Genomic DNA, 13,223 nt, shown 5'->3' on the forward strand with positions numbered 1-13,223 from the left:
TCCCACAGGTAGACGCCGTCGGCCTTCACGATCACGCGGCTGCCCGCGCGATTGAGCGCGCCCATGTCCGAGAACGGGTGGATGTGGTGCGCGGCGTCGAGCGCGCGAAAATCGGCGGTCGAGCGCGGCAAAAAAGCTTCGTTTCGATCGGTCATGTTTTCTCCGTCAAACAGCGCCGCACGCTCACACGTGCAGCAGCAGATGCCTGCGTTCCCACGAGCTGATCACGCGGAAGAACGCTTCGTATTCGGTTTCCTTCAACGCCAGGTAGGCCTTCACGAACTTGTCGCCGAGAATGCCGGCGAGCGGCTCGCACGCGGCCATCAGCGAAATGCCTTCCTCGAGATTGCGTGGCAGTTGGTACGGCAGGTCGTAGCCGTCCGATGCGATCGGCTCGGTCGGCGCGAGCTGCTGCATCATGCCGAGATAGCCGGCGGCGAGCGTCGCCGCGAACGCGAGGTACGGGTTGCAGTCGACGCCCGGGATGCGGTTCTCGATGCGCCGCGCGACCGGCGTCGACTGCGGGATCCGGAATCCGACCGTCCGGTTGTCGTAGCCCCACTGCACGTTGATCGGCGCGGCCATGAAGCGCGACAGGCGGCGATACGAATTGATGTACGGCGCGAAGATCGGCATCAGCGCCGGCGTGTACTTCTGCAGCCCCGCCAGATAGCTGTGGAACAGCGGCGATACGGCGCCGTTTTCGTCGGCGAACAGATTGCGTCCGGTGCGCATATCCGCAAGGCTCTGATGAATGTGCATCGCGGAACCCGGCTCGTTTTCCATCGGCTTGGCCATGAACGTCGCATACATGTTGTGACGCAGCGCTGCCTCGCGCACCGTGCGCTTGAACAGGAACACCTGATCGGCCAGCGAGAGCGCGTCGCCGTGCATGAAGTTGATCTCCATCTGCGCGGCGCCGACTTCGTGAATCAGCGTCTCGATATCGAGGCCCTGCATTTCGCAGTACTCGTAGATGTCCTCGAACAGCGGATCGAACTCGTTGACGGCCTCGATCGAATACGACTGGCGGCCCGTTTCCGCGCGCCCCGTACGACCGACCGGCGGACGCAGCGGCAGGTCGGGATCGGCGTTCATGTCGACCAGATAGAACTCGAGTTCCGGTGCGACGACCGGCTTCCAGCCCTTCGCCTCGTACAGGTCGAGCACGCGGCGCAGCACGTAGCGCGGCGAGATCTCGACCGGCGAGCCGTCGAAATGCACGCAATCGTGGATCACCTGCGCGGTCGGATCGACCGCCCACGGGATCAGGCAGATCGTCGACGGATCGGGCACGCACACCATGTCGGGATCGGTCACGCCGGTCAGTGTGCCGTCTTCCGGATAGTCGCCGGTGACGGTCTGCACCATCACGGCCTGCGGCAAGCGCATCGATTCGCCGGATTCGAATTTGTTGCGCGGAATGATCTTGCCGCGCGCGATGCCGGCCATGTCGGGAATGATCGCTTCGACTTCGGTGATACGGTGCTGTCGCAGGAATTCGCTCAGTTCGGGTTGCATGATCGGCCTCGTTCAGTCGATGTCGGATGCGGCAGGCGTCGCGCCGCCGGCCGCATGAATGCGGTGCGTCATGTGCGCGCGGCACGCCGCGCCGAATGCCGCGAAGATGTCGCGCGACAGCGGCTGCTCCGCGTAGCGCCACTCGGGATGCCACTGCACGCCCAGCGCGAACGCGCGCGCGCCGCGCACGCTGACGGCCTCGACCAGTCCGTCGGGCGCGCTCGCCTCGATCGCGAGCCCCGCGCCCAAGCGCGCGATGCCCTGGTCGTGCAGCGAATTGACCGTCGCCTCGTGCGCGCCGCGCGCGACCCGCTGCAGCAGGCCGCCGGGGGCGAACTGCACGACGTGCGCGGGGCCGTACTGCCGTTCGAGCGGATCGTCCGGCCGTTCGCGATGGTCGTCGAAGCCGGTCGTCGCATGCAGCCGCTGATGCAGCGTGCCGCCATACGCGACGTTCAGCTCCTGCATGCCGCGGCAGATCGCGAGCACGGGCACGCCCGCTTCGATCGCCGCGCAGATCAGCGGCAACGCGGTCGCATCGCGCGCCGGATCGTGCAGCATGTCGGACGCGCTCGCGGCGCCGCCGTAATGATGCGGCTCGACGTTCGAATAGCTGCCGGTCAACAGCAGCCCGTCGATGGCCGCGACGATCGCATCGGCCGGCTGCCGCGCGCCGAGCGCGGGCAGCACGAACGCCAGCGCGCCGGCGCCGTCGACGACGGCGGCGAGGTACTTCTCGCCCGCCGCGTGGTTCGGATGCGCACCGCGCAGGATGCGGTCGGCGGTAACGGCTACGATCGGTCGCGCACGCATCGGCGTCTCTCCGGTGATGGCGCGCGACACGCTTGCACGCACAACGATGCAGGTTCTCGGACGAGCCGCACGCGCGCGCCATCGCGCCACGCAAGCGAAAACGCCAGCGCAGACGCAAGCTTGCCGCGCGAAGGCTGCGGCAACAGGCGGTGCGGTCCGGGACGGAAGCGGAAAGGGACGCTAGGGCAACAACGATGCGCTGCCGTCGCACTGCACCGCGCTGAACACGTGCGCGGTCACGAGATTGAAGCGGCGCGGGCCGCGATCGGAAATGGCGAAAAAGCGAGGCTCGCGTAACGGGGCGGCGCGCGTGCCGCGATCAGCATGCCGGTTCGGCCCGGCCTGAGGCGGCGCGCCCGCCGACGGACTTCGCGTCCGGCGTATCGAAGGGCTGGCGGCTTTCACGATCGTACTCGACTGACTGATGAAGGCAGGACACGTGTCGCAATGCCGCGTGGCGGCACGTGAGCAAGATGTCTCGCACGAATTCCGGCGCAGTCCGGCCATCGTCGATGGCCTCGCCGCCGATACGCGCGTGACGACTTTCTGACATTCAGCTTATATCACTTAAAAATTGCGTCAAATTTTCAGGTGTCGATGACGACGTCGATCAGACGAAAAAAAACGGCATCGACCGCGCGGATCGATGCCGTTTTGTGCATTGCACCGGCTTGCCTGCTATGTGTCGACGGGGGGGACGCCCTGTCGCGCCGCGCTGCCGCATACAGGCGGCCGATGCTCAACGATGCGCAAGTGCGGTTTCGACGAGCGTTTGCAGCAGCGGCACGATCCGCGCGGCACGCGCTTCGTCGTACGCGTACGGACGCGTCTCTTCCATGTAGGTGATCTGCGACAGTTCGAGCTGCACGGCTTCGACGCCGGTATCGGGCACGCCATAGTGACGCGTGATGTAGCCGCCCTTGAAGCGCCCGTTCGCGACGGCCGTATAGCCGCCATGCGCGAGCACGCGCGCAGCCAGTGCCTCCGCGAGGCCGGGCGCCGCGCTCGCGCCGCTCGACGTGCCGAAGTTGAAATCCGGCAGGCGGCCTTCGAAGAAACGCGGCACGTGCGAGCGGATCGAATGCGCTTCCCACACGAGCACGCGGCCGTGTTCGCCCTTCAGGCGTGCGATCTCGCGTTGCAGCGCGTCGTGATACGGCAGCCAGTAGCGATCGCGGCGACGCATGATCTCGTCATTGCCGGGCAGTGCGTTCGCAGGATACAGCGGCGCCTTGTCGAACGTATCGACCGGCACGAGCCCCGTCGTGTCCTGCCCCGGATACAGGTTCTCGTTGTCGGGCGGACGGTTCAGGTCGACGACGTAGCGCGCGTGCGACGGCACGAGGATCGATGCGCCGAGATCGGCCGCGAAGCCGTACAGCCGCTCGAGATGCCAGTCGCAATCGTCGACGAAGCGCGCATCGGGCGTCATCGTCGCGGCGATGTCGTCGGGGATGTACGTGCCTGCGTGCGGAATCGAGATCAGCAGCGGCAGCGTGCCCTGCTTCAACGTGAATACAGCCGGTTGTTCAGTCATGTCGCCTCACCGTGTAAGAGTCTGCCGGCGCACGCATGCGGCGTGCGCCGGTTGCCGCGCGTCAGCGCAGCAGTTGCGCCAGCGCGGCGCGGTAGTCGGCATACGCGGCGGCTTCGTCGCGATGGCGGCGGCCGCTCACGACGCGCTCGCCACCCGTGTAGACGTCGAGCACCGGCGTCTCGCCGTGCTCGGCGAACACGATGCCCGACAGCCATGCCGCGCTGCCGTGCTCGGCGATCGCCGGATGATCGGGATCGAGCACGAGCCAGTCGGCGCGACAGCCTGCACGCAGCGCACCGATGCGCCGCCCGCTCGCCTGCGCGCCGCCCGCGAGCGACGCATCGAACAGGCGATCGGCGACGTGCGCCTGCGACTCGCTCGCCAGCACGTTGCGCGCGCGGTGCACGAGCCGCTGCCCGTATTCGAGCAGGCGCAGCTCCGAGCGCCATTCGACCGACGCGTGGCTGTCCGAGCCGACGCCGATCACGCCGCCCTGCGCGAGATAGTCGACCGCCGGGAACACGCCGTCGCCGAGGTTCGCTTCGGTCGTCAGGCACAGGCCCGCGACCGCGCGACGCTTCGCGAGCGCCGCCGTCTCGGCCGCGTCGACGTGCGTGGCGTGCACGAGGCACCAGCGCGCATCGACGTCGAAGCGATCGAGCAGCCATTGTACGGGGCGTGCGCCGTAGGCACGGACGCAGTCGTCGACTTCGGCCGTCTGCTCGGCGATGTGGATATGCACCGGCGCATCGTCGGGCAGCCCTTCGAGCAGCACGCGCAGCCCGCTCTCGGACACCGCGCGCAGCGAATGCGGCGCGACGCCGTAGCGCAGCCCGCCGTGTTCGGGCGCCGCGCGACGCATCGCGTCGAGCAGTTCGAGCACGCCGTCGGGGGTGTTGATGAAGCGGCGCTGGTCGTCGCGCGGCGGCTTGTTGCCGAAGCCGGCGAACTGGTACGACACGGGCAGCATCGTGATGCCGATGCCGGCCGCGCGCGCCGCATCGACCACGCGCGTGCCGAGCTCCGCGATCCGCGGATAGCGCGAGCCGTCCTGCGCATGATGCACGTAGTGGAATTCGCACACCGACGTGTAGCCGCACTTGAGCATCTCGACATACAGCCAGCGTGCAATCGCCGCGAGCGCGTCGGGCGTGATCTTCAGTGCGAAACGGTACATCAGGTCGCGCCAGCTCCAGAAGCTGTCGGCGGGATTCGCGCGGTATTCGGTGAGCCCCGCCATCGCGCGCTGGAACGCGTGCGAATGCAGGTTCGGCATGCCGGGCAGCACCGGCCCGGCCGCACGCGTGACACCCGCCGGTGCATCGGTGTCGGGCGTCACGTCGGTCAGCGTGCCGGTTGCGTCCCAGCGCAGCAGCACGTTGCGGCGCCAGCCATCGGGCAGGTAGGCATGGTCCGCGAACAACAGGGTATCGGTCATGGCGAGTCCTCATCGACCGGCTCGAGCGCGTCAGCGTCTCGTCCGGCCCGGTGCCGCGGCAGGCAGGCGCGCGCGTCACGCCCAGCGCCTGCCTCGCGGCGATCGACCGGAGGGCGCCGTTGCGCACCGGTCCGGTCCCATGCAAAGCGTCGGCCGGACCGGGCCGTCACGACCCGGCCCGGTCCGTCGCGAAACTTATCCGTTCATCCGGCGAAACACGGTCGTGCCGCCGCGTACGACCTGCTCGCACAGCGGCCGGCCGATCCAGTACGCCAGCTCGGCCAGCGAGCCGACCGACCACACGGCGAAATCGGCCTGGCGGCCGACCTCGAGCGCGCCGTGGCGATCCGCGCGGCCGAGTGCCGCGGCCGCGTGGCGCGTGACGCCCTGCAGCACCTCGGGCACCGTCATGCGGAACAGCGTGCAGCCCATGTTCAGCGTCAGCAGCAGCGATTCGAGCGGCGACGTGCCGGGGTTGTGATCGGTCGCGAGTGCGATCGGCACGCCGTGCTTGCGCAGCAGCTCGATCGGCGGCAGTTGCGTTTCGCGGATGAAGTAGTACGCGCCGGGCAGCAGCACGGCGACCGTGCCGGCCGCCTTCATCGCCTCGATACCGGCTTCGTCGAGAAATTCGAGGTGGTCGGCGGACAGCGCGCGGTAACGCGCGGCGAGCGCCGTCCCGCCCGCATTCGACAGTTGCTCCGCATGCAGCTTCACCGGCAACCCGCGCCGCGTCGCGGCCTCGAACACGCGCTCGGTCTGCGCGAGCGAAAAGCCGATGCGTTCGCAGAACACGTCGACCGCATCGACGAGCCCTTCGTCGGCCAGCGTCGGCAGCATCCGGTCGCAGACTTCGTCGATGTACGCGTCCGCGCGCCCCGTATATTCGGGCGGCAGCGCATGCGCGCCGAGGAAGGTCGTGTAGACCGTGACCGGGAAGCGCTCGCCGAGCTGGCGCGCGACGCGCAGCATCTTGCGCTCGCTTGCGAGATCGAGCCCGTAGCCCGACTTGATCTCGATCGCGGTCACGCCTTCGGCGAGCAGCGGCTGCAGGCGCGCGGCGGCCTGCACGAACAGCGTCGTCTCGTCGGCCGCGCGCGTCGCGCGCACCGTCGACACGATCCCGCCGCCCTGCCGCGCGATCTCCTCGTAGCTGACGCCGGCGAGGCGCTGCGCGAACTCGTCGGCACGCGTGCCGCCATACACGAGGTGCGTATGGCAGTCGACGAGGCCCGGCGTCACCCACGCGCCGTGCAAGTCCTCGCGCTGCCAATGCGCATAGCCGTGCGGCAGCGCGGACAACGCGCCGAGCCACGCGATCGCGCCGGTTTCGTCGACGGCAATCGCCGCGTCGTCGATCGTCTCGTCGGGATGGCCGTGCGGACACAGCCTCAGGTGATGCCAGACAGTCGGTTTCATGCGTTCAGTCTCGTTCGCCGACGGTGAGCGAGACGGCGAGCAGCGCGCCGCTTCCGCTCACGACGACGTCAAACGCACGCCGCGGCCCGTCGAGCCGCAACGTGTCCATTTCCTGCAGTGCGTGGTGCGCGCCGTCGATCTCGACGCCGACCGCACCCGTTGCGCAGAACAGCAGGACGGTATCGGCGCACTCGATGCGGTGCATGCCCTCGGGCCATACGTCGACCGACCCGCGCGCGGCCGAACGGCGCGTCATCAGGTTGAAGTCGCGCGTCGCACCGTCGTGCAGCGTCGCATCGATCGCCGTCTCGCCCGCGAAATCCGCGCGGGCCAGCGGTGCGTCGAGCACGTGCCGCGTGCCGCCCGCTTCGACGAGCGTCATGCCCGCGCCGGACAGCAGCACGAGCGTGCGGTCGACGCCGTCGAAACGCGAGAACGGCCCGGCCGTGCCGACGTCCGCGACGCTCACACGCCATGCGAACGCGTCGAGCGCAGCACCCGGCGGGAACGCGCCGATCTCGCGCGTCACGCCGCCGCCGTTCTTCCACGGCGACGCAACGAGATCCGCGCCGCGGATCAGCGCGGCGGTCGCCGGCGCCTGATCGAGCGCCGTCATGCTCAGCGGCCGAGCATCGGCAGCTTCAGGCCGGCTTCGCGAGCCGTCTGCTGCGCGAGTTCGTAGCCGGCATCCGCATGGCGCATCACGCCGGTCGCCGGGTCGTTCAGCAGCACGCGACCGAGACGCTCGTGCGCGTCGGCCGTCCCGTCGGCGACGATCACGACACCCGAGTGCTGCGAGAAGCCCATGCCGACGCCGCCGCCATGATGCAGCGACACCCACGATGCGCCGCCCGCGGTGTTCAGCAGCGCGTTGAGCAGCGGCCAGTCGCTGACGGCGTCCGACCCGTCCTTCATCGATTCCGTCTCGCGGTTCGGGCTCGCGACCGAACCGGTGTCGAGGTGGTCGCGGCCGATCACGATCGGGGCCTTCAGTTCGCCGTTCTTCACCATCTCGTTGAACGCCTGGCCGAGGCGATAGCGATCCTTCACGCCGACCCAGCAGATCCGTGCCGGCAGGCCCTGGAACGCGATGCGCTCACGCGCCATGTCGAGCCAGTTGTGCAGGTGCGGATCGTCGGGGATCAGCTCCTTCACCTTCTGGTCGGTCTTGTAGATGTCTTCCGGGTCGCCCGACAGCGCGACCCAGCGGAACGGGCCCTTGCCTTCGCAGAACAGCGGGCGGATGTACGCCGGCACGAAGCCCGGGAAGTCGAATGCGTTCTCGACGCCCATTTCCAGCGCCATCTGGCGGATGTTGTTGCCGTAGTCGAGCGTCGCGGCACCGCTTTCCTGCAGCGCCAGCATCGCGCGCACCTGGACGGCCATCGACTGCTTCGCGACCTTCACGATGCTCTGCGGATCGACCTTCTGCGCTTCGCGCCATTGCGCGACGGTCCAGCCTTGCGGCAGGTAGCCGTTGATCGGGTCGTGCGCGCTCGTCTGGTCGGTCACGCAGTCCGGCGTAATGCCGCGCGCGACGAGTTCCGCGAACACGTCAGCTGCGTTGCCGAGCAGGCCGACCGACACCGGCTTGCCGGTGCGCTTCGCTTCGTCGATCATGCCGAGCGCTTCGTCGAGCGTCGTCGCCTTCTTGTCGACGTAGCGCGTCTTCAGGCGGAAGTCGATACGCGTCTCGTCGCATTCGACCGCGATCATCGAGAAGCCGGCCATCGTCGCGGCGAGCGGCTGCGCGCCGCCCATCCCGCCCAGACCGCCCGTCAGGATCCAGCGGCCCGACGGATCGCCGTTGAAGTGCTGGTTCGCGACCGAGAAGAAGGTTTCGTAGGTGCCCTGCACGATGCCCTGGCTGCCGATGTAGATCCAGCTGCCGGCCGTCATCTGGCCGTACATCATCAGGCCCTTGCGATCGAGCTCGTGGAAGTGATCCCAGTTGGCCCAGTGCGGCACCAGGTTCGAGTTCGCGAGCAGCACGCGCGGCGCATCCTTGTGCGTGCGGAACACGCCGACCGGCTTGCCCGACTGGATCAGCAGCGTTTCGTTCTCTTCGAGATCCTTCAGCGACGCGAGGATCTGGTCGTAGCATTCCCAGTTACGCGCCGCGCGGCCGATGCCGCCGTACACGACGAGCGCATGCGGATGCTCGGCGACTTCCGGGTCGAGGTTGTTCTGGATCATCCGGTAGGCCGCTTCGGCCAGCCAGGTCTTGCAGGTTTTCTCGCTGCCGCGCGGCGCGCGGATCGTGCGCGTCGGATCGAGACGGGGATCGATGTGTTTCGGATGGTTCATGACGACTGCTCCCGAAGGAAAATGAATATCAATAAGGAATCAGAAATGCCCGGTGAAGCGATAACGGCTGCCGGGATGCCACAGATTCGCCACCGAGGCGACGACGCCCTGCGACCAGGTGCGCCGATGTAAAACCAGACACGGTTCGACGTCGTCCATCCGCAGCTGCTCGCGCCGCTCCGGTGCCGGCGCCGCCGCTTCGATCCGGTACTCGACGCGCTGCAGCGGCGCCGCGCGCATTAGGTACAGGTTCGGCGTCGTGTTCGTGAAATCCTGCTCGGCGTAATCCGGCGCGACCACCGGATTCACCCATCGTTCTTCGAGCTGCACCGGCTCGTCGTTCTCGAAGTGCAGCACCTGCGAATGAAACAGCTTCGTGCGCACGGCCACCTGCATCTCGTCGGCGAGCGCCTCGTCGGCGCGGATCGTGTCGAGCCCGAGCACGCTGGCGCGATACGCATGCCCGCGCGCACTGACTTCCTCGGAGATGCTGCGGATCGCCACCAGCGTCGACTCGTACTTCGGCCGCGCGACGTAGGTGCCCGCGCCCTTCATGCGCGTGAGCACCTGCTCGGCCGTCAACTCGCGCAGCGCGCGGTTGACGGTCATGCGTGCCACCTTGAACTCGCGCGCCAGCTCGTTCTCGGACGGCACCTGGTCGCCCTCCTCCCACTCGCCGGTGTGGATGCGGGCCAGGATGAAGTCCTTGATCTCCTGGTAGACCGGCGCGCTCATCGGCTTACTGTTCCGATGCGAACGAGAACGGTGCGACCTTCGCGAACGCGCGCTCGCCGACGAGCTTCGCGATCACCGCGATGTCCGGCGCGAAATAGTGGTCGAGTTCGTAGTGCGCGACCTGGCTGCGGATGATTTCCATCACCGGCGCGAGCTTCGGGCTCGTGTGGTACGGCGCGCGCAGGTCGACGCCCTGGGCGGCGGCCAGCAGTTCGATCGCGAGGATGTGCTTCGTGTTGTCCGCGATGTCGGCGAGCTTGCGCGCGGCGAACGTCGCCATCGACACGTGGTCCTCCTGGTTCGCGGAAGTCGGCAGCGAATCGACCGACGCCGGGTGCGCGAGCGTCTTGTTTTCCGACGCGAGGGCGGCCGCCGTCACGTGCGCGATCATGAAGCCGGAGTTCACGCCGCCGTCCTTCACGAGGAACGGGGGCAGGCCCGACAGCGTCGCATCGATCAGCAGCGCGATGCGGCGCTCGGCCAGCGCACCGATTTCCGCCGCGGCGAGCGCGAGGTTGTCGGCCGCGAACGCGACGGGCTCGGCGTGGAAGTTGCCGCCCGACAGCACTTCGCCGGTATCCGGGAAGATCAGCGGGTTGTCCGACACGGCGTTCGCTTCGACCAGCAGCACGTCGGCCGCATGGCGCATCTGGTCCAGGCACGCGCCCATCACCTGCGGCTGGCAGCGCAGGCTGTACGGATCCTGCACCTTGTCGCAGTCGCGGTGCGACTGGTTGATCGGCGAGCCTTCGAGCAGTTCGCGGTACGACGCGGCCGCGTCGATCTGGCCTTGATGGCCGCGCAGTTCGTGGATGCGCGCGTCGAACGGCTTCACCGAGCCGGCTGCCGCGTCGACCGACAGCGCGCCCGCGACGAGCGCGGTGCGGTACAGGTCTTCGATCGCGAACATGTTGTCGAGCGCGAGCGCCGTCGACGCCTGCGTGCCGTTCAGGAGCGCCAGGCCTTCCTTCGCCTGCAGCGTCAGCGGCGCGAGGCCCGCGACGCGCAAGCCGTCGAGCGCGCTCGCCCGCTCGCCGCGGATGAACACTTCGCCGACGCCGAGCAGCACGGCCGACATGTGCGCGAGCGGCGCGAGGTCGCCCGATGCGCCGACCGAGCCCTTCACCGGAATCAGCGGCAGCACGTCGGCGTTGAACAGCGTGATCAGCGCGTCCATCACTTCACGGCGGATGCCCGAGTGACCGCGGCCGAGACTCGACAGCTTCAGCGCCATCAGCAGGCGCACCGACGAGCGCGCCATCGGCTCGCCGACGCCGACCGCGTGCGACAGCACCAGGTTCTTCTGCAGCAGTTCGAGCTGGTCGTGCGGGATGTGGGTGCTCGCCAGGCGGCCGAAGCCCGTGTTGATGCCGTAGGCCGGCTCGCCCTTCGCGGCGATGTCGGCGACGGCCTTCGCGCCCGCGTCGATCTTCGCGAAGCTCGCCGGGTCGAGCTTCAGTTGCACGGATTCGCGAGCGATCCGGCGCAGTTGCGGGAGGGTCAGGTGGCCGGGGGTCAACGTAATCATGTGAGCAATCCTGTCTAGACAAGTTCGGAATGGATTGAAGTGTAGCCACGTCAACTTGTCTAGACAACCCGTTTTTCGCCGATTTCGACTCGGGAGTTTCCCTGATGCCCCGCAGCCCCGCCGGACTGGCCCGCCAGGACCGGGCATTAACATATGTTGCAATTATTTTGTCTTTGGCAACATACGAATCACCATTCGCTCCGGAGACCGCCATGCCCTTCCCGTCACGATTCGCCGCCCGCGTCGGCGGCCCCCTGCTCGTCGCCGCGTGCGCGCTCGCGTGCAGCGCGCCCTTCGCGGCCGAGCCGTCGTCCGGCACGCTGGAGAAAGTCCGGCAGGCCAACCTGATTTCGATCGGCCATCGCGAAACGTCGGTGCCGTTCTCGTATGTCGATGCGGGCGGCAAGGTCATCGGCTTCTCGCAGGACCTGTGCGACCGCGTGATCGCCGCGGTGAAGGCGCGCACCGGCAAGCCCGACCTGCAGGTGCGCTTCATTCCGGTCACCTCGCAGAACCGCATTCCGCTGGTGCAGAACGGCACCGTCGATCTCGAATGCGGCGTGACGACCAATCTCGCCGCGCGCCATGCGCAGGTCGCGTTCTCGACCACCTTCTTCGTCGCGACGACGCGCCTGCTCACGCGCACGAACTCGGGCATCCGCGACTTCCCCGATCTCGCCGGCAAGACGGTCGTGACGAACCAGGGCACGACATCCGAACGCCTGCTGCGCAAGATGAACGAGGAAAAGAAGATGAACATGCAGATCATCAGCGCAAAGGACTACGGCGAAGGACGCCTCACGCTCGAATCGGGCCGCGCGGCCGCGTACATGATGGACGACGTGCTGCTCGCGGGCGTGCGCCAGCTCGCCGCGAAACCGGCCGACTGGCAGATCGTCGGCACGCCGCAATCGTCGGAAGCCTACGGGTTCATGCTGCGCAAGGACGATCCGCAGTTCAAGGCGCTCGTCGACGGCGTGCTCGTGCAGCTGATGAAAGGCGGCGAGATCAACGCGCTGTACGACAAATGGTTCATGAAGCCGGTGCCGCCGAAGGGGCTGGCGTTCGACTTTCCGATGAGCGACGCGATCAAGGCGCGCTATGCGGCGCCGAACGACGCGCCGCTCGAGTAAGCGCAGCGCGCCGGCCCCGGCCTACGCGCGCGTCCACGCGACGCACGCCGCGTAGCCGGGCGCCGCGTCGAGCCACGCGGCGTCGAACGCCGCGACGCCGGCGGCGGGCGCGGCCGGCTCGACGACCGTCGTCGCAGGCGTCGTGGCGTCGCGCGGCGGCACGACCGCGAACGCGCGCAGCCCGCCGACGATGCCGGTGCCGAGCGCCTTGAGCAGCGCCTCCTTCGCGGACCACACCCGCATGAATTCGCGCTCGCGCGCGCCGGGCGGCAGGCCGTCGAGATACGCGACCTCCGCAGGCGCGCACACTTCGCGCGTCAGCGCGCGCCAGTCGGCCGCGCGGTTGCAGCCCTCGATATCGACGCCGACGCGGCCCGCCGGCGCCCACGCGATCAGCGCATGATCGCCTGCGTGCGACACGTTGAAATCGAGCGCCGCGCGATGCATGCGGTCCAGCGACGGCCGCCCCGATGCGTCGACGACGATCGCGACCGCGTGCGCAGCGATGCCGAGCGCCGCGCCGAGCACGTCGCGCAGCGCGGCGCGCGTCGCGGCGCTGCGTACCGCATCCTCATGCCGCAGGAAGCGCGCGGCTCGTGCGCGTTCGTCGTCGCTCAGCGCCGCATACGCGGGCGACACGAGCGGCACGCGCCAGTCGAAATCGACGCGCGCGACCCGCACGCCGGCGCGCGTCGCGGCGGGCGGCACGTCGAGCGCATGCACGCGCCACGCGTGCGGCGTTGCAACGGGAGAAGCGGAATCGGACGGAATGGACATCGGCGCGCGGCAGCT

At 68.3% G+C, this 13,223-nt stretch carries 11 protein-coding genes and 1 pseudogene; 1 reads left to right on the plus strand and 11 read right to left on the minus strand.

The annotated features are described in order from the left end of the window. From WS61_RS34115 to hutH, 10 genes and pseudogenes are all read right to left on the minus strand, one after another. Positions 1-155 (minus strand): annotated as a pseudogene (locus tag WS61_RS34115) (aspartate aminotransferase family protein); the annotation flags it as partial. A gap of 28 nt (positions 156-183) precedes the next feature. After that, on the minus strand, positions 184-1,521 hold the full coding sequence (locus WS61_RS23480) for a glutamine synthetase family protein (protein ID WP_059503968.1): 1,338 nt from the start codon (positions 1,519-1,521) through the stop codon (positions 184-186). Between the two features lie 12 nt (positions 1,522-1,533). Further along, complete coding sequence (locus WS61_RS23485) at positions 1,534-2,334, minus strand: gamma-glutamyl-gamma-aminobutyrate hydrolase family protein (RefSeq protein ID WP_059503970.1); 801 nt, start codon at positions 2,332-2,334, stop codon at positions 1,534-1,536. Positions 2,335-3,073: 739 nt separating this feature from the next. Next, entirely contained in the window at positions 3,074-3,871 is a 798-nt protein-coding gene (hutG, locus tag WS61_RS23490; protein ID WP_059503972.1) for an N-formylglutamate deformylase, read from the minus strand. 61 nt (positions 3,872-3,932) lie between these two features. Next, positions 3,933-5,309 (minus strand): formimidoylglutamate deiminase, encoded by a 1,377-nt coding sequence (locus WS61_RS23495; RefSeq protein WP_059503974.1) that lies wholly within the window; start codon positions 5,307-5,309, stop codon positions 3,933-3,935. 195 nt (positions 5,310-5,504) lie between these two features. Then, on the minus strand, positions 5,505-6,728 hold the full coding sequence (hutI, locus tag WS61_RS23500; protein ID WP_059503976.1) for an imidazolonepropionase: 1,224 nt from the start codon (positions 6,726-6,728) through the stop codon (positions 5,505-5,507). A gap of 4 nt (positions 6,729-6,732) precedes the next feature. After that, a complete protein-coding gene (locus WS61_RS23505) occupies positions 6,733-7,344 on the minus strand; it encodes a HutD family protein (RefSeq protein ID WP_059503978.1) in 612 nt (203 codons plus the stop codon). Positions 7,345-7,346: 2 nt separating this feature from the next. After that, positions 7,347-9,035: a urocanate hydratase gene (hutU, locus tag WS61_RS23510; protein ID WP_059503979.1), complete on the minus strand. Its 1,689-nt coding sequence runs from the start codon at positions 9,033-9,035 to the stop codon at positions 7,347-7,349. Between the two features lie 39 nt (positions 9,036-9,074). Next, positions 9,075-9,770, minus strand: a complete 696-nt coding sequence (hutC, locus tag WS61_RS23515) for a histidine utilization repressor (RefSeq protein WP_059503981.1) — start codon at positions 9,768-9,770, stop codon at positions 9,075-9,077. A 4-nt stretch (positions 9,771-9,774) separates the two neighbouring features. Beyond that, a complete protein-coding gene (hutH, locus tag WS61_RS23520) occupies positions 9,775-11,298 on the minus strand; it encodes a histidine ammonia-lyase (RefSeq protein ID WP_059503983.1) in 1,524 nt (507 codons plus the stop codon). Positions 11,299-11,510: 212 nt separating this feature from the next. On the opposite strand from hutH, the gene WS61_RS23525 reads away from it, so the two are divergent. Further along, positions 11,511-12,431 (plus strand): glutamate/aspartate ABC transporter substrate-binding protein, encoded by a 921-nt coding sequence (locus WS61_RS23525; protein WP_059503985.1) that lies wholly within the window; start codon positions 11,511-11,513, stop codon positions 12,429-12,431. A 21-nt stretch (positions 12,432-12,452) separates the two neighbouring features. On the opposite strand, the gene WS61_RS23530 is transcribed toward WS61_RS23525, so the two are convergent. Further along, entirely contained in the window at positions 12,453-13,208 is a 756-nt protein-coding gene (locus WS61_RS23530) for a 4'-phosphopantetheinyl transferase superfamily protein (RefSeq protein ID WP_059503987.1), read from the minus strand. Positions 13,209-13,223 lie beyond the last annotated feature (15 nt).

The organism is Burkholderia sp. ABCPW 11 (assembly GCF_001523445.1).
Classification (GTDB): domain Bacteria; phylum Pseudomonadota; class Gammaproteobacteria; order Burkholderiales; family Burkholderiaceae; genus Burkholderia.

Bases quoted from the DNA above. Each gene is read 5' to 3' on its own strand.
- WS61_RS23480 (WP_059503968.1), bottom strand. From the start codon at position 1,521: ATGCAACCCGAACTGAGCGAATTCCTGCGACAGCACCGTATCACCGAA.
- WS61_RS23485 (WP_059503970.1), bottom strand. From the start codon at position 2,334: ATGCGTGCGCGACCGATCGTAGCCGTTACCGCCGACCGCATCCTGCGC.
- hutG (WP_059503972.1), bottom strand. From the start codon at position 3,871: ATGACTGAACAACCGGCTGTATTCACGTTGAAGCAGGGCACGCTGCCG.
- WS61_RS23495 (WP_059503974.1), bottom strand. From the start codon at position 5,309: ATGACCGATACCCTGTTGTTCGCGGACCATGCCTACCTGCCCGATGGC.
- hutI (WP_059503976.1), bottom strand. From the start codon at position 6,728: ATGAAACCGACTGTCTGGCATCACCTGAGGCTGTGTCCGCACGGCCAT.
- WS61_RS23505 (WP_059503978.1), bottom strand. From the start codon at position 7,344: ATGACGGCGCTCGATCAGGCGCCGGCGACCGCCGCGCTGATCCGCGGC.
- hutU (WP_059503979.1), bottom strand. From the start codon at position 9,035: ATGAACCATCCGAAACACATCGATCCCCGTCTCGATCCGACGCGCACG.
- hutC (WP_059503981.1), bottom strand. From the start codon at position 9,770: ATGAGCGCGCCGGTCTACCAGGAGATCAAGGACTTCATCCTGGCCCGC.
- hutH (WP_059503983.1), bottom strand. From the start codon at position 11,298: ATGATTACGTTGACCCCCGGCCACCTGACCCTCCCGCAACTGCGCCGG.
- WS61_RS23525 (WP_059503985.1), top strand. From the start codon at position 11,511: ATGCCCTTCCCGTCACGATTCGCCGCCCGCGTCGGCGGCCCCCTGCTC.
- WS61_RS23530 (WP_059503987.1), bottom strand. From the start codon at position 13,208: ATGTCCATTCCGTCCGATTCCGCTTCTCCCGTTGCAACGCCGCACGCG.